Raw genomic sequence first — 19,375 nt, 5'->3', positions numbered from 1 at the left:
CAGGGGCGCGGGGAACTGCGCGACCGGCCACGACGGTGCCGCAGCCGACACACGGCGCATCGCGACCCGCTTTTCAGGGCCGTGTGGCGGCCCGACCGAAGGTGCGCTCGAAGGACGCGTAGGCGACTTCCTCGCGCCACTGGACCGCGGCCTTCACGCTTGTGTCGAGCAGGGCCCGGCACTCCGCGCCCGGCGCCCGCCCACTGCCGGGCAGCTGCCCCGCGCACGCGGCGACCGGCCGGTACCCGTCGCGCGTGGGGTTGCCCTGCCACAGGCTCCGGCCGGGCAGGAAGGCGTACTGCAGGGAGGCCCGGGCCAGGTCCTTGAGCTCCGGGTACGTCAGGCCGTACGTCTCGGCGGCGTACTGGTACTCGTGGCTGATGTCGGTGCGGGAGACACCGGGGTCGTCGGTGGCCAGCACGACCGGCACCCCGTACGCCCGGTACGTGTCGAAGGGGTGCGCGGCGCCGCGCACGCCGAGGATCTGGGCGTTGCTGGTGAACGGCACCTCGACGGCGGTCTGCCGGGCGGCCATCGTGCGGGCCGTCCGCTGCCAGTCGTCCTCGTGCCGGAGGTCGACGCCGTGGCCGACGCGCTCGGTGCCGGCGATGTCCACGGCCTCCCGGACGTGGAACCGCAGGTCCTCGGGGTCGACCAGGCCGGGCCGCAACTCGCCCGCGTGCAGAGTGACATGGGCGCTCGGGTAGACCGAGTGCAGGAACCTCACCATGCGCATCTGCACGGTGTAGTCGGCCAGCGCGACGGGCCCGTCCTCGGGCTGGACGAGGTTGACGGCGAGGAAGCGGGGGTCGGTCTCGGCGAGCCGCATGCCGAGGGCCAGCTGGGTGAAGACGCGTTCGCGGGACTCGCCGCGGAAGGCCTGGTAGACGTAGCGCACGGTGAGGCGGCAGCCGGGGCGGGGCCGGTCGGTGCCGCAGCGGGCGGCGGCCCGGAACCCGGCCTCCGCGTCGTCCGTCGCCCGGCGCGCCTCGGCGACCACCTCGTCGAGCCGGCCGTTTGCCACGAGCCTCGCGTACATCTCGGCGAGGTCGGGGTCCCAGCCGACCTCGTCGGCCAGCTGCTCGGCGCGGTCGGAGGCCGGGTTGACCATCGTCTCCAGATAGAACTGGTGCTGCGCCGCCACCGAGTCGGCGACCTCGGCGAGCACCTGGCCCGGGTGCAGCGCGGGCACCAGCCCGAACTTGTCGAACGTGGCGAAGAAGTGGTCGTGCCCGCTCCGGTCCGGCGGGAAGCCGTACATCGACCAGGCCCGCAGGATCGCCTCGCGGAAGCCCCGGTCGACGCGGACATCGTCGGCCGGCCGGGTGCCGGGGCCGCAGGGCGGTACGACGGCGGTCAGCGTCGCCGTCTCGACGCACAGGCCGTCCGCGGCGGCGAGCGCGATCAGGTACTCGGTCCTGACCGCACCGAACAGGTGGTTGTGCAGGTCACCGCCCTTGGGCAGCCTCAGGAAGAACCTCCGCAGGGCCTGCGCCCGGTCCGGGCCCGCCGTCCGCAGCGACGCCAGGTACGCGTCCGTGCGGGCCTCGGCCTCCGTCGTGGGGCGCGGCACGGCTCGGGGGCGGGACAGCGCGGCGGCGGGTGCCGCAGCCGGGAGACCGGTCAGCAGGCAGCAGCAGAGCAGGGCCAGGGCCGCGGCGAGGGCGCGGGCGGGGATGCGGGCGAGGGCCGGGTGCCCGGAGGCGGCTGCGACGGCGGGCGCCGTGCGGCGTGGGTGGCCGGCGGTGCGAGCGCCGTCGTAGGTCGTCACGGACCGATGATCATCAAGTCGGCCCGGTCGCGGCCGGACAGCCACGCGGCACGCACCACAGAGCCACCCGAGCGGGCGCAGCGCGGTGCGGTGCGATGGCCGCGGGGGTCGGCCAGGCGCGGTGGTCGGGCTTCGGGCGCCGGGACGGTCGCCCGTCCGGCGTCGGCCGTCGGGAGGTCAGGCGTCGGCTGCCGGGCGGTCCGCCGTGACGACGTAGTAGTCCAGCAGGCCGTCGCGGTAGGCCGGCAGGAAGTTCCGCGGCCACTGCACGGGCAGGTCGATGCCGGCGAGGAAGCGGTCCAGGCCCGGCCAGACGTGGTCGCCGATCGACTCGGCCCGTACGCCGGTCAGGCCGGCGCCGCCGAGGGCGTCGAGCAGGGTCCCCAGCGGGTGGGCCACGTCCAGGCCGGACGCGAAGCTCTCCAGGCGTGCGGCCAGTTCGCCGCCCGCGTCCTCGGCGCCGGCCGGCAGGAAGAAGCTCGTGACGGCCAGCCGGCCGCCGGGGCGCAGCACGCGCGCGGCCTCCCGGACGAACGCGGTCAGGTCACGGAAGTGCTGGGCGGCCTCCACCGAGTACAGCCGGTCGAAGCGGCCGTCCTCGAACGGCATCCGCTCCGCCGCCCCGTGCGCGAAACCGAGCCGCTCCGGCGCCCGGGCGAGCAGGTCCGCGTTGGCCCGGCGGGCCCGTTCCAGTTGCTCGGGGTGGATGTCCAGACCGGTCACGGCGGCGAAGCCGAACTCCTCCAGCGCGAGCGCGGCGCCGACCCCCAGCCCGCAGCCGACCTCGACGGCACGGGCGTCCGCCCCGTCGAGGGCGCCGAACAGGTGGCGGTAGAGGTCGCGCTGGCTGCGTACCCGGTCCTCGGCGGTCAGCGGACGGTCGAGCGGGATCCGGGCCCAGTGGCCGAAGTTGATGAACCCGCCCGCGAACGCCGGTGCGGAGCTGAGGTCCTGCGGTCCGTAGACGGCACGCACGGCGGGCGCGACGGCGAGGTCCTGGCTGCGGTCCACGTGATCTCCTTCTGCGCGGTGATGCGCCACGGCGAATGCGGTGACGCGCCACGGCGAATGTGGGGCGAACGGGCCCGACCCGGACGTTCTCCCCCCTTCCCCGGCCCCTCAGTCCGCGTGCTGCCCGTGGGAGTGGCCGTCCTCGCTCTCCGGCGAACCCCCCATCATCCGCAGCATCATCGGGCCGCCGGTGCGCAGGAACCGTACGACCAGCGCAGCGGCCAGCAGCAGGAAGGCGATGTTGAGGTAGGTGGTGTAGTTCCAGCTGATCCCCTCGTCGGGGATCTTCGCGTCGGCCTGGTCGGGGATCAGCCCGAGGCCCCCGAAGACGAGTTCCACGACATAGCCGGCCACCACCATCGAGGCGTAGAAGGTGCCCAGCAGGAACGCGGCCGTCCGGGCGCCGTAGTACTTCCGGTAGATGTTGAGGATCGGCAGGATCAGCAGGTCGGCGTAGATGAAGGCGATGACGCCGCCGAAGCTGATGCCGCCCTTCCACAGCACCACGGCCAGCGGCACGTTCCCGATGGAGCAGACGAACGACACGATGGCCACCACCGGCCCGATCAGCGGCCCGGTCAGCTTGGCCGCGAGCGGATGACCGGCCAGGAAGAAGCTCTGCCAGAAGTCGTCCGGCACCCACGCGGCGATCGCGCCGGCGATCAGCAGCCCCACCACCAGGTCGCGCAGGATCGCCGCCCACTCCATGACGAAGATGTGGGAGACGGACGTGAACCCGGCCCGGGAGAACAGCCGGCGCGCGAAACCGCCCTCGCCGCCCACGGACATGTCCATCGCCGCGTGCCCCTCCATCGAGCCCGCCAGCCCGCGCTCGGCCTGCTCCCGTGCCTGGCGCAGCAGCCGCTCCCGCAGCAGCACGCGGAAGAGCACGGCGAGGACGACGATCATGACCGGGCCGCCGACGAACTCCGCCGCGGTGAACTGCCACCCCATCAGCAGGGCCAGGATCACGCCCAGTTCGATCACGAGGTTGGTGGAGGCGATCTCGAAGGCCATGGCCGCGGTGAAGTTCGCGCCTTTGCGGAACAGGGAGCGGGCGAGCGCGACGGCGGCGTAGGAGCAGGACGAGGAGGCGGCGCCGAACCCCGCGGAGAGCGCGAGCGTACGGGGCCGGTCGTCGCCGAGCAGCCGTACGACCGTCTCCCGGCGCACCACCGCCTGCACCACCGCGGAGAGGGCGAAGCCGAGGATCAGCGCCCAGGTGATCTCCCAGGTCATCGACCCGGCGATGGAGAGCGCGTGCCCGACCGCATGCATGGTGTCCACCCTTCGCAGCCGACCGCGGCCCTCTGTTTATATACCCCTGGAGGGTATGCAGGCCAGTGGTGCCACGGCATCCGGGGGTGGCCGTGTGGCCGGCGGTAGACTCCGCCGCGGCTGCGTGGGTGCTGGGGTGACGGGGGGAGCGAGTCGCATGGTCTGGTCACGGTTCCGGCGCGGGCGGACGGCCGCTCCGAGGCTTCCGCTGCCCGGCCCGTGCGGGCACCGGCGGCACACCCTGCGCACGGAGCGCCTGCTGCTCTACACCCCGGAGACGACGCTGGACCTCGCCGCCGCCGCGGCTGCCGCCTCCGACCCCGAGGCCCAGCGATGGCTCGGCTGGGGCGACATCATCGTCGCCGACGCGGACGTCCGCGCGGCCCTGCTGAGGCTGCGCCCCGGCGACATCGGTGACACCGGTGGGACTGGGGCGCCACCGACGTCTCGGCTCCTTCAGAACCTGCTGGCCCGGCCCTTCGAACCCCACGTCGGCGACGGGGCGGAGGTGCTGGTCGGCGTACGCCTGGACGACGGCCGGTACGCCGGTTGCACGATGCTGCACCCCGACACCGGGGAGATCGGCGGCTGGCTGGCGCCCGAGGCCCGGGGCCTCGGGCTCGGCGCGGAACTGTTCCGGGCCGCCGCGGTCCTCGGCCACGGCCACCTGGGAATGCGGACGGTGCGCGCCGGACACGAACCCGAGAACACCGCGAGCGGCCGGGCCCTGGCGAAGGCCGGCTTCGTGGCGGCCGACGGACCGCCACGCCACACCCTCCCGAACGGCCGTGAGATCGACGCCCGTTGGCTCGAACGCACGACGACGACCCCGCTCACCCACTGCCGCGGCGCCGGTCGGCTACCTGCGTGAACCGCACCCCGGGCAGAAGGCGGACCCGCTGGGTACGACCGCGGAGCAGGACGAACACCGGTCGGACTGGGCCAGTTGGTAACCGCAGCCGGAGCAGAACGCGGCGCCGTGCGTCTCGGTGCGGCACTGCGGGCAGACCAACTGGCGGGGCGTGTGGGGGTCGTAGCCCTGTCCGGCCTGCTGCCCCGCCGCGTACGCGCGCTGCGAGGCCATGTCGTTGAGGCCGCGCTGCTGGGCCGCCATGGCCTCGGCGGCCGTGTCCGGAGCGCAGCGCAGACACAGGCCCTGGGCCGCGTTCCAGCAACGGCCGCACACGTAGTCGGTGCAGCGCGCACAGCGGTTGAAGTGCCCCTGCGCGTTGTCGATGGCCCGCTGGAACGCCTCGTCGCGGGAGCGCCCGTACCCGGCCCCCGCCAGCCCGTCGGCCGCCGACGTCAGCCCGGTGCCGGTACGGCCGAGCAGCCCCCAGGCCACGTCGACGCCCTTGCGGAGCCAGGTGGCGGCCCGCTCCCCGGTGTACGGCTCGAACGGCGAACGCCAGGTGTCGTAACAGCGCGAGCAGGAGAACTCGAACTGGAACCCGGCACCGGTCCCGTTCCGCTCGCACAGGTCCCGGTAGTTGTTGCTGAAGTAGATCTCGGCGCTCATGTGGTCCCCCCACAGGTCAGGCCATCGGCACACATGCCGTACGACGCAGGGGAAACGGTACTGGTTCTGGCCAAAGCCGCCGAGTTCAGGCCACGGCCTGAGACGGCTGCCTCAGACCACGGCCCTCACACCCCGGCACCACGTCCCGGCATCACATCCCGGCCATACCCGCACCGCCGCCGGTGAGTCCCGGAGCCAGCTGCGGGAACCAGAAGACGGCGACGGCCAGCGCGAGCGAGGCGATCCCCACGGCACGGGCCACCAGGTGGCCGGCCGGGGCGAGCTTCTCGGCGCTGATCACGGCGGTCAGGCCCACCATGGCCCACAGGTTCATCACGCCGAACGCCGCCAGCAGCACCATCAGCGACCAGCAGCAGCCCAGGCAGAAGGCCCCGTGGTGGGTTCCGGCACGCAGGTCACGGGAGCGCCCCGGGTACGAGGCGTAGCGCAGCAGCTGCCCGACCGGCGAGCGGCACCTCGCCAGGCAGCGGTCCTTGAGGGGCGTGAGCTGGTAGACGCCGCTGACGAGGAAGACGGCCGCGGCCACCGCGGTCCCCGTCGAGGTGGGCAGGCTCGCCACCCGGCCCAGGCCGCTGACCAGCCCGTACGCCAGCAGCCCGGCGGCGGCCCAGACGAGCAGGTAGGCGACCGTGAAGACGACCATGCGCGGCGTCCGGTGCACGGTGATGGTGCGTGCGTAGAGCGCGGCGACGGGCGCCGTGCCCGGCAGCATCATCGCGGCCATCATCAGGGTCCACACGGCCAGGAAGGCGGGGAGGCCCAGGCCCATGGTGCCCGGCATCGCCGCCATGCCGCCCCAGCGTGCCACCACCCAGACCCAGGCAGCCGCCGCGGCGACCAGGAGCAGCCCGGCGGGGGCCGTCCCGCGGCCGACGGTGACCGGCCGACCGGTCACGCGGACCACGCGAAGGGCGCCGAGTGCGCGTTGCCGCCGGAGAAGTCCCAGGACCGGCCGTACACGCCGCCGCCCCGCGCCCGGGTGGACCGGGCGACGGTCAGCGTGCTGTTCGCGGGGTGAAATATGCCGGTCAGGTGCATGACCGGACCGTCCTCGCCGAACTGCGGGGCGACCTGGTCCTCGATCTCGATGTCGATGACGTCGCCGACCCGCGCGGTGTGGCGGCGGCCGTCGTCCCGGTACTCGATGGGAACGCGCTGCACGCCGAGCACCTTGCCGATGAGCGGGGCGAGCGCGGCCATCGGCCCGCCGGCCTCGCCGGAGAAGACCCGGCCCAGGGCATCGGCCTGGCTGTCGTCGGCCGCCGCGTCGAGATACAGCGCCACCTGCCAGCCGCCCTCGGCCATCACCCGGGGCGCGTCGACGACGACGGCGACACTGTGGTCGGAGACGTCCACGCCGTCCACGTTCCCGCTGTCCACGTGGAAGGCGAAGGTCACCTGACAGCGCTCGTGATCGGCCGGCGCGGTGAGCCCCGAGGTGGTACAGGGACAGACCACGTCGCAGTTGCAACTCTCCAGATACGTGCCGTTCAGATTCCAGGCCATCGCTCTACCTCCCCATCGGCGAAGGGAATGCCGCTGGAGGGCCCGTTCCATCCGGTACCGCTCTCCTCCCCAGGCTATTCCCGAGGGGGCTGGTCCCGCAGATCCGCCGCCGGTGGCGGGGCGCGCGGGGACGCGTGGCGGACTCATGACGTCGCCGAGGTGGCCGGGTTTTCGGGGTGGGCGACGGTGTACGCGGGTACGGCGCCGGATGGGCGGTAGGGCGGTAGGGCGCCGACTGTGACGCGCACGGCGCTGCGGGCAGGCCGACGGCCACCGGCGCCGGACGGAAAACACGTTGGCCGGACGCGACCGAGGTGCGACGATGCGGCTGATTCCCCTGCGGAGGGCTCTTGTTCGTCGTCTTCGTCTGCGCGAGGTGTGATGCCGAGCTGACGGCACCACTGTCCGAGGTCTGCCTTCCGGCCCACGCCCATCAGCGCTACGGGAACGGGATCCAGCTGCCGGTACTGATGGAGCCGGGGACGTTCGCCGTGGACCCCGACCCGTGGGGACCGCCGTGGCGGCCGTGGGACGTGGTCACCCCGGACGAGGCCGAGGCCCGCGGAATCCATGCGCCCGTGCCCGCCCTGTCCGACGGTCCACCGGGCGTCACCGTGATCGCACCCGGTGACACGCGCGGAACCAGGCTGATTCCCGGGAAGGTCAGCGGTGCCTGCTGCGGCCTCGACGGCGGCGACGGTCTCAACACGGCGTGCGAGGCGTGCGGCCTGGCCGTGGCGACCAGGGTCGACGACTGCTCGCTCTGGCAGGCGCTGTGGCTCGCCCCGGACGCCGTGCGCCGCCGTCCCGTCGAGGGCGTCGACGCCCCACCACTGTCCTGGCCGGAGCTGCTGGCGGAAGACATGAGCACACCCCCCTTCGAGCCGGTCGCGACCTGGGGCGGACGGCGCGGGTCCGACCACTTCTGGTCATGGAGCCCGCGCTGGCAGGCCGCAGTCGGCCGAGCGCTCGCGCACCTGCTGGCTGCCTCCGAAGGCCGGCCGGTGACCGTACCCGACGGTCTGGCCGCGGATGTGTTCCGGCGCGCCCTCGACGCCCTGCTGCCCACGGGAGAGCCACGGCGCCGCGCCGCGCTCGCGGGCCCGGGTCTGCCCGCCCCCGACCCGGACGTCGACATCCTCCTCGTCCCGGTCCATCCGCAGACAGGCCGGACCTGGACAACCGACGGCCCGGCGGCATCGGCCCATCCGGTGCCGATCCCCCTGGGGGTGTGGCAGTGGATGGCCTTCCCCCAGCCGGACCTGCCGGTCCCGGCGTCGGGCGGCCTGCCCTACGACGTCCTCCGTGACAACCCGCTCCCGCCGCGTCCCCGGCAGCTGTTCCGGGCGGACCCGCGAACCTTCCAGCGCACCTTGGCCCGCCTGCCGGCCGTTCGCAGCCCATGGCTGCGCGAGATCCACGACAACCTGGCCCAGCACATTTCGGCAGGCCTCTTCTAGCCACCGCTGGCACGGCGCCCTCCGGATACGAGGATGCTGCCCTGGGGTAGGTCAGGCACGTACCGGCCCGCGATGCGGAGCCCGCCAGAGGGACAGCGCGACAGCGCGACAGAGCGACAGAGCGACGGAGTGGGGGGGACATCATGGCACTGGCCATGTGCCCGTTGTGCAGTGACGACGAGGACATCGAAGTGGTTCGTGTGCTCGACGACGGGAGACGGGTCGTGAAGCACCGGTGCGGCTATGCGTGGGAGCACGGTGAGCCCCCCGCCCCGAAGGAGCTGCCCCGTACCTTCGACGACCTCAAGGCCCGCTTTCCGGGACCGGACGACGTCACCCCCGGGCGGCTGGAGCGAGCCGCCCGCCTCAAGGCGCAGTACCTGGCCACCCGGCCCGACTTCGACGCCCGGGTCGCCGAGTACTGGGCGAGATACCAGCAGATCTTCTCCCGGGACGGGCTGTACGGCTGCGACCCCAGAGTCCTCAAGGACTTCGCCAACTCCGATGTCGGAGCCCACCCCGGCAACCAGGCCACCTTCAACTCGGCCTGGAACGCGATGGGCGACGCGGCAGCCGGGGAGTCGACCCGGCAGACGGTCGAGTACCTCCTCTACGGACCGGACGACGAACCCCTGGAAGACCGGCTCCAGCAACTGCTGACCGGGACGAAGCCGTTCGCCATGACCGGTTTCAAGGAGGCGCTCCTCACCCGGGTCCTGTGCGTGGTGCAGCCCGAGCGCTTCCTGTCGATCCTGAAGTACACGACGGAGGCAGGCGGCAAGCGCGAGATAGCCCGTACCGTCTACGGACTCGAACTGCCGGCACCCGAGTCGGTGAACTGGACCCTCGGCCGCCTCATCCTCTGGAGCAACGACCTCCTGCACACGCTCGTCGGCGACGGCTTCGCCAACCAGCAGCACTCCGCCGCGTTCCTCTGGTGGGCCAAGGACCAGGGCGACGGCCTGGAGTCCGCGTAGAACTCCTCCCGCATCCGGCTGGATGCACCGCTGGATGCACCGCGCATCGACTACGAGATCGCCTAGCGGCTCGACTACGAGGCCGGGACGATCTTCCCGTTCTTGTCGAGCGTGTGGGACTCCCAGTACGTGTCCCACTTGTCCCCGACGTGCTGCGGCACCTTCCCCGCGGGGTAGCGCAGATACCCCTTCGGCGCGGCCTCGCCGCTCTTCACGCAGGCCCCGGCGGTGCTGCCCACGGCTATGACCGGGTCTTCGCCCGTGTTGCAGATGGCGTCCGCCGTCGAGAACGAACAGGCGGACAGCAGCCCGGCCGCAAGGGCCAGTCCGGAAGCGAGAACCGTGGCCCGTGTGCGCTTGCCCATGGTGGAAGCTCCTTCGGCGATGTGCTCGGTCGGTGTGAGAACAAGGCTGGCGGAGGCCGTCCGGCGCTTCATGAGTACGCGGGCTCACTCACGGCACACGGCTTACTCAAACGTAGGTCCGCTGCGGGTCCGGGCCGGGAACCCCTACACCGGCCGTCGGCGTACCGCGTCGCCGTCCGTCACCTCGTACACGTCGATGCGCAACAGCGCGCGGACCTGCGCCGGAACGCGCTCGACGGCCACGACGGACGAGGACGGCACCACCAGCGCGTACCGGACATGGGGCTCCTGGCTCGTCATCCGCCGCAGCAACTGCCCGTAGGCGGTGTCGGCGTCGACTCCCTTCTCGCTGGTGCGGCCCTTGGCCTCGCAGATCAGCCGCTCATCGCCACGCACGGCTTCGAGATCGGTCCAGCGGTCGGTGGGATCGACCGGAGTCCAGCCCTCGGCAAGAAGCCAGGTACGGAAGGCGTCGGTGACCCGGTCCTCGTCGCTGGCACGGGCCAGGATCTTCTTCAGCGCGTCCAGATCCGACTCCTGGTCACGGCGACGCAGCCGTCCCCGCCCGTCCGCGTCGAGGTCGGCCGGCCGGATCACGACCAGCCGCAGCCCGTGCGCGGGAATCTCCGTCTCACGCCGGGCGTCGTACAGCGCCCGCTGCTCGCCCCGGTGGACCCCGCTGACAGTGAGCCTGTCGGGCTTGTCGAAGTGGGGCGTGGGCCGGTCGTGCTGGAGTTCCCGGTACTCGACGACGAGTCGATGCCCGGGCCAGTACGCGTCGACCGGCAACTTGGCACGCCGCCCACCCACCCCGGGGTCGCCCCGCAGCCAGTCGAACGTGTGCTGGGTCAGCGCGCTCTCCCCGAGCACCCGGTTGCACAGACCGACAACGTACGCCTCGTCACTGCCGTCTCCCGCTCCCACAAGCCCGCATCATGCCAGCGTCCTCAGTAGGCGGCCCACCTTTCGCCCTGCCCCCACTGGCCCGCGCCGAGCCGGCCTTCCACGCCGCCGCGCTCCGCACCCGTATCCGCCACGTGCCGACGAGATTCGACTACCCGGGTGTCCCCAGCGGCATCCGCCCGTCAGAGCCATGTGCGCTCCATACGCTCGTGCCGTACGGCGTACGCGGCGGGACCGCCCTTCTCCGCGCTGCGAAGCTGCTGGTTGTCCAGGTAGAACAGCACGGCCTCGCGCTCCAGGACAGGTCGGATCTCCAGGTCCCGGGTCTTGATCCGCCCGTCATTCGAGGGGGGAACCCAGGAACGCTCGCGGAGGCATCCCCGATGCGGAGAACCGTCCACCCGCAGGCCCTCAATCCCTCCGCCACACGACGACCGGGATTCCGGTCGAGGAAGAACTCAGGCGGCAAGGTGCACCACTGCCTGGCACAGCGCGTCCACCTGCTCAGGCGTCATGTCGTAGTCGTACGCGATGTCTTCGACGGCTTCCCCGGCCTCCCACAGGCCGATGATCGCCCTCACCGTGACGCGGTTGGCAGCCACGACGGGGAGGCCGTGACCGAACCTCGGGCCGTCACGGGCCCTGCGAAGGTCTCCCCAGCCACGCTCGATGAAGATGTCCACGCACAGAGACGGCCTTGGAGCCGGTGTCGGCGAGCGCCCTGCCACCATTCCCCCTTGACGAGCAACTGGAGCCGATCCATGTTGCCTTGACGACAGCCTGGCACGTTCGCAAACAGGCAGGTATGCCGGTGCGATACACGTCAGGAGGCCACGAGGCGCGGGCTGCCGTGGAAGACCTGGCTGGTGTGCCAGGCGCGGTGCGCTGCCGCGATGGCCGGCATGCCGGGTTGAGGGCCTATGAGCGGACGGCCCGCGAGTGCGGTGACATGCTCACGAGCAGCCTGACTGCGGCCGACAAAGCTCTGTGAGACCAGGATGCGGTGGCCGTCGCCTATACCGAGCACGCCTTTGTCGAACAGCTTGTGGTGCAGCGAGCACAGGCACAGCCCGTTGTCGACCTCGTCCGGGCCGTCGAACGCCCACCAGCGCACGTGCGCGGCCTCCAGCCCGACGGGCGCCGAGCCGATCATGCCGTCGTAGCCGCAGAAGGCGCACTGGTACTCGTACGCGGTCAGGACCGTCTCCCGCATCCGGCGGTCCCGCTGCCGCCTCCCGGGCACTGCCAGAGCATCGGTCTCCGCGAGCTCCAGTTCCAGGCCCACCGCGTCGCACAGGTCCTGGTGCAGTGACGCCGGGAAGTGCAGATCAAGCAGCACCCTTGCCATGCGGCCCAGCAGCGACGGTTCCCGCTGGAGCGCCACCTGAAGGTCCGGGGCCAGCCGTCCGGTGGCCCGGCTGGCCCGCAGTTCCCGCACTCCGGTGCCCGGGCTGCCGGCGCCGCGATCGGTCCGCACCTCCCACACCCCGTCGCTGACCAGATGATGGAAGGGGTAGGCGGGCGTGGTCCCGCGCGGCGGACCGTACTCCACCAGCAATTGCTTCAGATCCGCCTCTACCGCGCTGTACGGCAACTCGTCCGCGGCATCCGCCTGAAACCGGCCCAGCGCGTACAGCAGCAGCAACGGCTTGTGCGGCGCCCGCACCCCGTCCCGACTCCACTGCCTCAACTTCGCGGCCCGCTCCAGCCAATCCATGACGGTGATCGTAGTGATGCCTGGTGGCAGCTCATGCTGCGCCTGCGACGGGCGTACCGGCTCCGCTCGTTCGCCTGCCGGCCCGCCATTCCAGCGCCTGGGGTTCCTCGGTGAACTCGATCAGGTGCTGTCCGGCGAACCGTTGCAGTGCGTCGCGTACCTCCGCCGGGGTGGCGTAGAAGAACTCCTTGCGACTGTTGACCTGGTTGACCCGTTTCGAGGCGAACTGCCGGTGGAGTTCCGTCTCCAGGCCGACCGCGTCCTTGCTGAAGATCAGCGCGTGCACGTCGAACCGGAAGGGCACGGCCGCGCCACTCAACTCGTAGACCCGCTCCAGAGGTTCGAGCCGACGGGTCATGCCGATCTTCACCATGCGATCGCCGAAGGCGCCGATGTTCGAGATGACGTACACGTAACCGGCGCGGATGTTCGCCGCGCGGGACTCGACGTCCTGTAGAGCGTTCTCGATCTCGGCCAGTTTGGCCTCCATCTCCGCCACACCCGCCTCGTCACCGCGCTCGCGCAGGCGGTCAAGGGCTGACTGATAGTGGCCGAGTTCCTTGTTCAGCTTCTCGCGCTGCCGGTCGAGTTCCCGCTGGACCGCCGCTTCCTCACGCTCCCGGGCGCGTACCTCGCGCTGGGCTTCCTTCTCCTCGTCCTTCTTCTGCAGGAAGTCAGCAGTCAGCTCCAACTCCCGTACGCGCGCGTTGTGGTACTCGTCGGTGATCCGGATGTGCATGGTGGCACCGAGCCGGGCGATCGTCTCGCGGCTCTTGTAGAGACGGTCGACGAGGGAGCTCAGCCGGTGCGGCCGCATGGACCGCACGGCGTAGTCGGCTTCGGCGTTGTAGGCGCGCAGCATGAGCTTGGAGAAGTCGCGGACCATCTTCTGGCCCTCGCGCTTGGAGCCGTTGACCGTCCAGTCCGTGGCTGCTTGGACGGCGCGGCCCGCACGGGTGAGCGCCTTGATCTCGTTCTGCAGCGTGTCGAGCCGGCTGCGGTAGGCGATCGCGTCGTGCAGCGCATGCCGGTAGGCATAGATCCCGGCCTCCTGCAGCATGGCGGTCTCGTCGGCGTTGACGATCCGGCCCTGCAGCTCGGCAAGCCGCCGCTCGGCGTCGAAGGCGTCTTTGCGATGCCGGTCGGCGTCTTTACGGACTCGCTCGGTCTCCTTCGCCGTCCGACGCGCGTCGCTGAGAATCTCCTTCGCCGTCTCACGGGCGTCCTTGAGGATCCCCTCGGCCTCCTCGGCGGCTTCGGCGGACATCCGATCACGCAGTGCCGCGGCCTCCGCCTCGACCTGCCGCACAAGACCGGCGACCTGCGCGGCATCCAGCCCCTGTGTCCTCGCGATCCACGCCCGCAGCTCCTCGGCCTCGGACACCGCATCCGAACGCCTGCGCCCGAACAGCCCTCCCTTCCGAGGCGCCGGCACCGCGGTCGTGCTCCCGGCAGCGAGGGCGTCGGTGTCGGAGCCGGCCTCGGGAACCCACAGCTGCCATCCCGCCGGCATCGGGGGCCACGTGGGGTCGGGCCGCCAGTCCGGCGGCGGCATCCATCCCGCGGGTGGCACAGGCCAACCCGGCGGCGGATTGAAACGGTAAGTAGTCATTCCCCACCCCCTCGCCCCTGAGGCTCCCCAGCACACAGGGCACCGGACATTCCCGGCAAACGTAGGGTGACATTTTCTTGCCCATCAGCCACTTGATCACCCGCATATTCCACTTCGTAATCACCCTGTGACTATGCGTGAGGGTCTCTCTGGGGGAGGGCCACGGATTCCAAGTGGAAACGCGACGAAGTCCTCGACCGGTGAACTGGTCGGCGAGCGAGTCTTGTACGGGGAGGGAACGTCGTCCGGGAAGAAACGCTACGAGGGACCGCGCGGATGGCCGGAGCAGTTGCTGCAGGGCGAAGGCATCTCGCGCGATGCTTCGCAGGGCGGCGTCAGCCTGGTGCTGAGCGGCTTGCGCCGGTAGTTATGGCAAACGTCCGACGGTGGGTCCAACAGACCTGACTCAACGGGCATATGGAGATGGACCACCACTGGGCCCACCGGCCTGCCGCGCGAGGCTGAAGGAGCTGGGCGGTGTGGTTCGTCAGGTGGAGGTCGTACGCGTGGGCGGCCCTAGCGGGTCTGACCGACCGCCGGGGAGCCACTCTCTGAAGACGGTTCCCAAATGGCTCCCAAAACAAGGCCGCAACGCAAATCAGGCCCGGTACTGATCTCTCAGTACCGGGCCTGACCTGGTGTTACGGCTGTCGGGGTGGCGGGATAACGTCGCTCCGCCGGTGATGCCGGCACTGGCCAAGCACCCCGCTGTGGACGGCCTGGACCTGTCGCAGCTGCGGCATGTCGTCTGCGCGGCGGCACCGCTCGACGCCGGGGTGCAGGCGGCGGTGGCCGCCCGGCTGAGCGCGGAGGTCGGGCAGGGATACGGCATGACCGAGCTGTCCCCCGTCAGCCATCTGCACGCCGACGGCGCCCGCGACGAGCCCTTCGGGAGCGTGGGGCGTCTGCTCCCGTCGACCCGGGCCCGGCTGGTCGATCCGGCCACCGGACAGGACGCGGTCGCGGGTGAGCCAGACGAGGTGTGGATCCACGGACCGCAGGTGATGAAGGGCTACCTCGGACGCCCGGAGGACACCGACGCCACGGTCGACGCGGACGGCAACTGGTTCATCGTCGACCGGGTCAAGGAACTCATCAAGTACAAGGGGTACCAGGTGGCGCCGGCCGAACTCGAAGCCGTCCTGGTGCAGCACCCCGCAGTGGCCGACGCAGCTGTGATCGGCGGCGCCGACGAGGAGGGCAACGAGGTGCCCAAGGCGTTCGTGGTGCCGGCGTCCGGCAGGATCCTGCGGTGTGAGCTGCGGGACCGGGAAGCGGGGCGTTCCTGAGCGGTGGCCGTATTCTCCGGCGCGCCGTTTCATCAACTCCCTTACTGCGAAGTGCAGTTATATAGTCGGAGAGTGAGCGGCGCGGTTTACCGGTTCGGGCAGTACGCGTTGGACGAGGAACGCCGTCGGCTCAGCCGTGACGGGCAGCCGGTCGACGTCGATTCCCGCGCCCTGGAGCTGCTGTGCCATCTTGTCGGGTGCCGCGACCGTGTCGTACCCGAGGCGGAACTGCTCGACCGGATGGGGCACGGGAGTGAGGCCGGCCGGGAGGTGTTCGCCGACTGGCTGCGCACCGCCCGTCTCGCGATCGGTGACGACGACCGGCGGCAGCGGCTCATCCGCGCCGTGCCGCCGGACGGCTACCGGTTCGTCGCGCGTGCCACGGCCGTCCCCGGCACGCCGCCCACTGCCCCTGCCGATGGGCCGGCGACAGAGGCGGACCACGAGGTCATCCGTTTCTGCCGGTCCGCCGACGGCACCCGTATCGCGTACGCGCTGACCGGCGAGGGGCCGTCCCTGGTGAAGACGGCCAACTGGCTGACGCACCTCGACCTCGACCGGACCACACCGATGTGGGCGCACTGGTTCGACGGGCTCACCCGCGGCCGGCAACTCATCCGCTACGACGAACGAGGCTGCGGCCTGTCCGAGCGGACGCTGCGCAGCTTCACCCTCGACGACCTCGTCGCCGACCTCGACTCCGTGGCCGACGCCACCGGCCTCGCCCGCTTCCCGCTGCTAGGTGTGTCTCAGGGCGCCGCGGTGGCGGTCGCCTATGCAGCGCGCCACCCCGAGCGGGTCAGCCGGCTGGTCCTCACCTCCGCCTATGCCCGCGGGCAGCTGGTCTGGGCCGCCGGTGACGCCGAGCGGGACGCCGCCCAGGTCGATCTGAACATCGCCCGCGCCGGATGGCGCTCCCAGGACAGCAGCTTCCTGCGCTACTTCGCCTCCCAGTTTCTCGCCGACGCCATGCCTGCGGACTGGGACGCGTTCGCCGCCTACCAGCGGCAGACGACCTCGCCGGCCAACGGCCTGCGCTTTCTGGAGGAGTTCAGCCGTATCGACGTCTCCGGTATCGCCCACCGGGTGACCTGCCCCACCCTGATCGTCCACGCCCGCGACGACGCGCGAGTCCCCGTCGCGCAGGCACTGGAGCTGGCGACGCGCATTCCCGACAGCCGGCTGATCCTTCTCGAAAGCCGCAACCACCTCTTCACCGCCGACGATCCCGCCTGGCCGACGTTTCTCAACCACCTCGACGCTTTCCTCGCCGAGGGGTGAGCGGACGGGGATCCCGTCCGGTCGCGTCCCGCACCCGCCGAGCGGACCCCTGCGCCCGCGGGGTCGTCCGGCGGCGCGCCGACCGTCGGGACACTGTTCTCGGCCAATGGTCTGTACCTTCGCCGGTGAGCCCGGCCGGCTGCGCGCGGGCCGGGCTCAGCTGCGGGGCGAGCGGCTCCCTGTCAGGGGTGGCATCGGCGATCCGGGCTCCGGTGCCGGACACGGCTCGGCCGGGAGGCTCGCCCCCGGGCGCGCCGCGCTGACCGACTTCCCGGCCGCATTGCTCCGGGTTTCATTCCACGGCCTGACGGTGCGCCGAGCCGGTCCGGTGAAGCCCGGTGCGGTCCGGCAGCTCCCTCGAGCGGCATGCGGAACTCCGCGACCAGCCACAGCGGTTCCGCAGACGACGCACCGGACTTCGGGCGGAGGCGCTCAGCCGATGACGATGTCGCAGTCGGCCCTGCCGTGGTCGGCGATGGCGGCGAAGTCGCCCTGGATGTCGGGGTCGTAGGCCGCCGAGCTGACGGTCCGGGTCGTCTTGCCCGGCACGGCCTTCTTCGCGGTCGCGTGCGTGACCTCGGCGGCGTCCCATGTCAGGTCGCACGTCCAGTGGAACGTGCGGACGAGGAGGTTCGAGTTGTGGGCGGTCCCGGTGATGGACCAGTTGCCGTCCGCGTACACCACGAACGTCACGTCCCCGCTGACGTTCCGGCTGCTGTCGCTCGTCGCGAACGTGATCGACTGGCCGTCGGCCGAGACCTCCTTGGTGGTGTCGTTGGCCTGCGCGGGAACGGTGCCCAGCAGCAGGGAGCCCAACGCGGCCCCCGAGGCGATCAGCAGCGCCAGCCCCCGTCGACTCCGGGCCCGGCCGGACGTCCTGGTGTTGTCGACTCGCATGTTCTGTCCTTTTCTCGCGCGTTCTCGCGCGATCTCTCGCGTCGTGGCTCTTTCTGGGTGCCGGGACGGAGCGCGTTCTCGGTCGAGTGCCGCTCGGCCCGGCGTGTTCCAAGAATCGGGCCGGTCGCGGTGCCGGGACTTGGGGGAGGTCTGAGGCTTCCCTGAGGGCAGGCTGAGGGCGTCCTCAGCGCACACGCGCCGGTTCCACCGTCCGGTTACTCGGCCACGAAGGCGTCTTGCTCGGCCACGAAGGCGTCTTACTCCGCCAGGAAGGCGTCGATATGGGCGAGGAACTCGTCCCAGGCCGGCTCGAACGCGGTGAGCAGGTGGTTGCGGCTCTTGAGCAGGACCAGTCGGCTGTCGGGAATGAGCGCGGCCATCTCGCCGGCCTGAGCCACCGGTACCCGCTCGTCGTCGCGGGAGTGGATGATCAGCGTGGGACAGGCCACCCGGTGGGCGATCGTGGAGACGTCGATCCGGGCGAACTCCTCCAGAAAGCGGACCCCGTTGGAGGGTGAGGTCGTCTGCCTCTGGTAGGCGGTGAACTCGGCCCAGTCCTCCGGTGTGCCCTCAGGCAGGAACTGGGAGGCGAAGACCCGCAGGAACCTCGGGTCCTGGTGGAGCCATCCCACGCGGGCAACGTCCAGGTCGAGGGCCGCCTCCTCGCGTTCGGCCTCGGTCCGGGCCCGGACCTGCCGGCCCCGGGCGTACGCTCCGGCGAGGACGAGCCGGCTCACCCGTTCCGGGTGGCGCACGGCGTAGGCCACGGCCACCGCGGCGCCTTGGGACACCCCGAGCAACGGGAAGCGGTCGAGCCCTGCGGCCTCGACCACGGTGTGGAGATCGTCCACCCAGTCGTCGAACGTGAAGCCCGGCACGGTCCAGTCCGAGAGACCGCAGCCGCGTTCGTCGTAGCGGACCAGTCGGCGGTTGCGTGCCAGACCGCCCAGCCAGTGGGACCACACCGGGGTCGTCCATTCCAGGTCGAGGTGCGACATCCAGTTGGCGGCCTTGAGCAGGGGAGGACCCGAGCCGACGGTGGCGTAGGCGATGCGGGTGCCGTCGGCGGCCCGGCAGAACCGGATCGTCTGGCTGTCGGGGCCGCTCGGCCCGTCGGTCGGCGCAGAGGCGGAGTCGGCCTGCCCCAAGGCGCCGGCGGGCACTTCGTCCCCGAGGACCGTCGCCGTGGCCACGAACCGGTAGCCTCGCCGGTGGACGGTGCGGATCAGGTCCTGGCGACTGCCCGTGTCCCCGACGGCCAGGCGCGCGGTCCGCAGCGCCGTCGTGAGCGCCGCCTCGCTGACGAAGCGGTCTCCCCATATCTCGTCGAGGAGTTCGTTCTTCGGCACCACCCGGTCCCGGTGCTCGACCAGATGGCACAGCAGGTCCAGGGCCCGGGGTTCGACATGGACCGGCTCACCGGCACGGCGGAGGAGATGCCCGGCCACGTCGAGCTCGAAATCTCCGAAGCGATACTTGTCCCCCTCCACTTTTGCAGAGTACAACTCTCAGGCGTCGGCGTACATGTGAACGAATCGTGGAGGTGCGGCAGGTGGACTCCGGAACGGCTGCGCCTGCCGGGTGCACCGCGCGCACCGCTCTGCCGGGCCTGAATGTGCAAGCGGGGTGAAGGTCGCCTCCGGGCGGGATGCGGCGCGCCGTGCGGTCGCATCGAGGGCGGCCCGTGCGCCCGGGCTGTTGCAGGTGTCGCTCGGCCCCGTCCGGTCTGCCGGAGCGTCAGGTGTGCTCGGGCGTGGGGGAATCCTCA

The 19,375-nt window shown here is 71.3% G+C and carries 17 protein-coding genes and 1 pseudogene; 5 read left to right on the top strand and 13 right to left on the bottom strand.

The features are described 5' to 3' along the window. Positions 1 to 73: 73 nt before the first annotated feature. The 3 genes from AB0D74_RS30000 to AB0D74_RS29990 form a co-directional block, all read right to left on the bottom strand. Entirely contained in the window at positions 74 to 1,627 is a 1,554-nt protein-coding gene (locus tag AB0D74_RS30000; RefSeq protein WP_362594241.1) for an adenosine deaminase, read from the bottom strand. A 321-nt stretch (positions 1,628 to 1,948) separates the two neighbouring features. Beyond that, positions 1,949 to 2,782 (bottom strand): class I SAM-dependent methyltransferase, encoded by an 834-nt coding sequence (locus tag AB0D74_RS29995; RefSeq protein ID WP_362593828.1) that lies wholly within the window; start codon positions 2,780 to 2,782, stop codon positions 1,949 to 1,951. 108 nt (positions 2,783 to 2,890) lie between these two features. After that, complete coding sequence (locus AB0D74_RS29990) at positions 2,891 to 4,060, bottom strand: permease (RefSeq protein WP_362594239.1); 1,170 nt, start codon at positions 4,058 to 4,060, stop codon at positions 2,891 to 2,893. Positions 4,061 to 4,217: 157 nt separating this feature from the next. Between AB0D74_RS29990 and AB0D74_RS29985 the strand changes: the two genes are divergently transcribed. Beyond that, entirely contained in the window at positions 4,218 to 4,931 is a 714-nt protein-coding gene (locus AB0D74_RS29985; RefSeq protein WP_362593825.1) for a GNAT family protein, read from the top strand. Here AB0D74_RS29985 and AB0D74_RS29980 read toward each other — a convergent pair. From AB0D74_RS29980 to AB0D74_RS29970, 3 genes are all read right to left on the bottom strand, one after another. Then, entirely contained in the window at positions 4,920 to 5,579 is a 660-nt protein-coding gene (locus AB0D74_RS29980) for a zinc ribbon domain-containing protein (RefSeq protein ID WP_362593822.1), read from the bottom strand. The genes AB0D74_RS29985 and AB0D74_RS29980 overlap by 12 nt on opposite strands. A 151-nt stretch (positions 5,580 to 5,730) precedes the next feature. Beyond that, positions 5,731 to 6,495 carry a DUF2182 domain-containing protein gene (locus AB0D74_RS29975; RefSeq protein ID WP_362593819.1) on the bottom strand — a complete coding sequence of 255 codons (765 nt, stop codon included), beginning with the start codon at positions 6,493 to 6,495 and terminating at the stop codon, positions 5,731 to 5,733. Next, positions 6,492 to 7,106: a DUF1326 domain-containing protein gene (locus tag AB0D74_RS29970; protein WP_362593816.1), complete on the bottom strand. Its 615-nt coding sequence runs from the start codon at positions 7,104 to 7,106 to the stop codon at positions 6,492 to 6,494. The genes AB0D74_RS29975 and AB0D74_RS29970 overlap by 4 nt, the downstream gene beginning before the upstream one ends. A 350-nt stretch (positions 7,107 to 7,456) precedes the next feature. Here AB0D74_RS29970 and AB0D74_RS29965 point away from each other — a divergent pair, with 350 nt between their 5' ends. Beyond that, the gene (locus tag AB0D74_RS29965; RefSeq protein WP_362593813.1) at positions 7,457 to 8,566 is read left to right on the top strand and encodes a hypothetical protein; all 1,110 of its coding nucleotides are present in this window, start codon (positions 7,457 to 7,459) and stop codon (positions 8,564 to 8,566) included. A 143-nt stretch (positions 8,567 to 8,709) separates the two neighbouring features. Next, a complete protein-coding gene (locus tag AB0D74_RS29960) occupies positions 8,710 to 9,543 on the top strand; it encodes a hypothetical protein (protein ID WP_362593810.1) in 834 nt (277 codons plus the stop codon). A gap of 74 nt (positions 9,544 to 9,617) precedes the next feature. Here the strand turns inward: AB0D74_RS29960 and AB0D74_RS29955 are convergent, their stop codons facing one another. From AB0D74_RS29955 to AB0D74_RS29935, 5 genes are all read right to left on the bottom strand, one after another. After that, entirely contained in the window at positions 9,618 to 9,908 is a 291-nt protein-coding gene (locus tag AB0D74_RS29955) for a hypothetical protein (protein ID WP_362593808.1), read from the bottom strand. A gap of 144 nt (positions 9,909 to 10,052) precedes the next feature. Then, positions 10,053 to 10,832 (bottom strand): hypothetical protein, encoded by a 780-nt coding sequence (locus tag AB0D74_RS29950; RefSeq protein WP_362593805.1) that lies wholly within the window; start codon positions 10,830 to 10,832, stop codon positions 10,053 to 10,055. A 437-nt stretch (positions 10,833 to 11,269) separates the two neighbouring features. Beyond that, positions 11,270 to 11,494 (bottom strand): DUF433 domain-containing protein, encoded by a 225-nt coding sequence (locus AB0D74_RS29945; RefSeq protein WP_362593802.1) that lies wholly within the window; start codon positions 11,492 to 11,494, stop codon positions 11,270 to 11,272. Between the two features lie 140 nt (positions 11,495 to 11,634). Then, positions 11,635 to 12,528: a phosphorothioated DNA-binding restriction endonuclease gene (locus AB0D74_RS29940; protein WP_362593800.1), complete on the bottom strand. Its 894-nt coding sequence runs from the start codon at positions 12,526 to 12,528 to the stop codon at positions 11,635 to 11,637. 31 nt (positions 12,529 to 12,559) lie between these two features. Further along, positions 12,560 to 13,912 carry a DUF4041 domain-containing protein gene (locus AB0D74_RS29935; RefSeq protein WP_362593797.1) on the bottom strand — a complete coding sequence of 451 codons (1,353 nt, stop codon included), beginning with the start codon at positions 13,910 to 13,912 and terminating at the stop codon, positions 12,560 to 12,562. Between the two features lie 896 nt (positions 13,913 to 14,808). Between AB0D74_RS29935 and AB0D74_RS29930 the strand changes: the two are divergent. Beyond that, positions 14,809 to 15,429 (top strand): annotated as a pseudogene (locus AB0D74_RS29930) (AMP-binding protein); the annotation flags it as partial. Between the two features lie 72 nt (positions 15,430 to 15,501). Beyond that, entirely contained in the window at positions 15,502 to 16,710 is a 1,209-nt protein-coding gene (locus tag AB0D74_RS29925; protein ID WP_362593794.1) for an alpha/beta fold hydrolase, read from the top strand. A 432-nt stretch (positions 16,711 to 17,142) separates the two neighbouring features. On the opposite strand, the gene AB0D74_RS29920 is transcribed toward AB0D74_RS29925, so the two are convergent. Next, positions 17,143 to 17,607, bottom strand: coding sequence for a hypothetical protein (locus tag AB0D74_RS29920; RefSeq protein ID WP_362593792.1), 465 nt, complete (start codon positions 17,605 to 17,607; stop codon positions 17,143 to 17,145). Between the two features lie 257 nt (positions 17,608 to 17,864). Beyond that, the gene (locus AB0D74_RS29915) at positions 17,865 to 19,097 is read right to left on the bottom strand and encodes an alpha/beta fold hydrolase (protein WP_362593789.1); all 1,233 of its coding nucleotides are present in this window, start codon (positions 19,095 to 19,097) and stop codon (positions 17,865 to 17,867) included. Positions 19,098 to 19,375 lie beyond the last annotated feature (278 nt).

It is taken from the genome of Streptomyces sp. NPDC048278, from assembly GCF_040652195.1.
Taxonomy (GTDB): Bacteria; Actinomycetota; Actinomycetes; order Streptomycetales; family Streptomycetaceae; genus Streptomyces.
Note: the sequence above shows the minus strand (reverse complement) of the source record. Positions and strands in the feature narration are given on the sequence as shown.

Bases quoted from the DNA above. Each gene is read 5' to 3' on its own strand.
- AB0D74_RS29990 (WP_362594239.1), bottom strand. From the start codon at position 4,060: ATGCATGCGGTCGGGCACGCGCTCTCCATCGCCGGGTCGATGACCTGG.
- AB0D74_RS29985 (WP_362593825.1), top strand. From the start codon at position 4,218: ATGGTCTGGTCACGGTTCCGGCGCGGGCGGACGGCCGCTCCGAGGCTT.
- AB0D74_RS29980 (WP_362593822.1), bottom strand. From the start codon at position 5,579: ATGAGCGCCGAGATCTACTTCAGCAACAACTACCGGGACCTGTGCGAG.
- AB0D74_RS29970 (WP_362593816.1), bottom strand. From the start codon at position 7,106: ATGGCCTGGAATCTGAACGGCACGTATCTGGAGAGTTGCAACTGCGAC.
- AB0D74_RS29960 (WP_362593810.1), top strand. From the start codon at position 8,710: ATGGCACTGGCCATGTGCCCGTTGTGCAGTGACGACGAGGACATCGAA.
- AB0D74_RS29955 (WP_362593808.1), bottom strand. From the start codon at position 9,908: ATGGGCAAGCGCACACGGGCCACGGTTCTCGCTTCCGGACTGGCCCTT.
- AB0D74_RS29940 (WP_362593800.1), bottom strand. From the start codon at position 12,528: ATGGATTGGCTGGAGCGGGCCGCGAAGTTGAGGCAGTGGAGTCGGGAC.
- AB0D74_RS29920 (WP_362593792.1), bottom strand. From the start codon at position 17,607: ATGCGAGTCGACAACACCAGGACGTCCGGCCGGGCCCGGAGTCGACGG.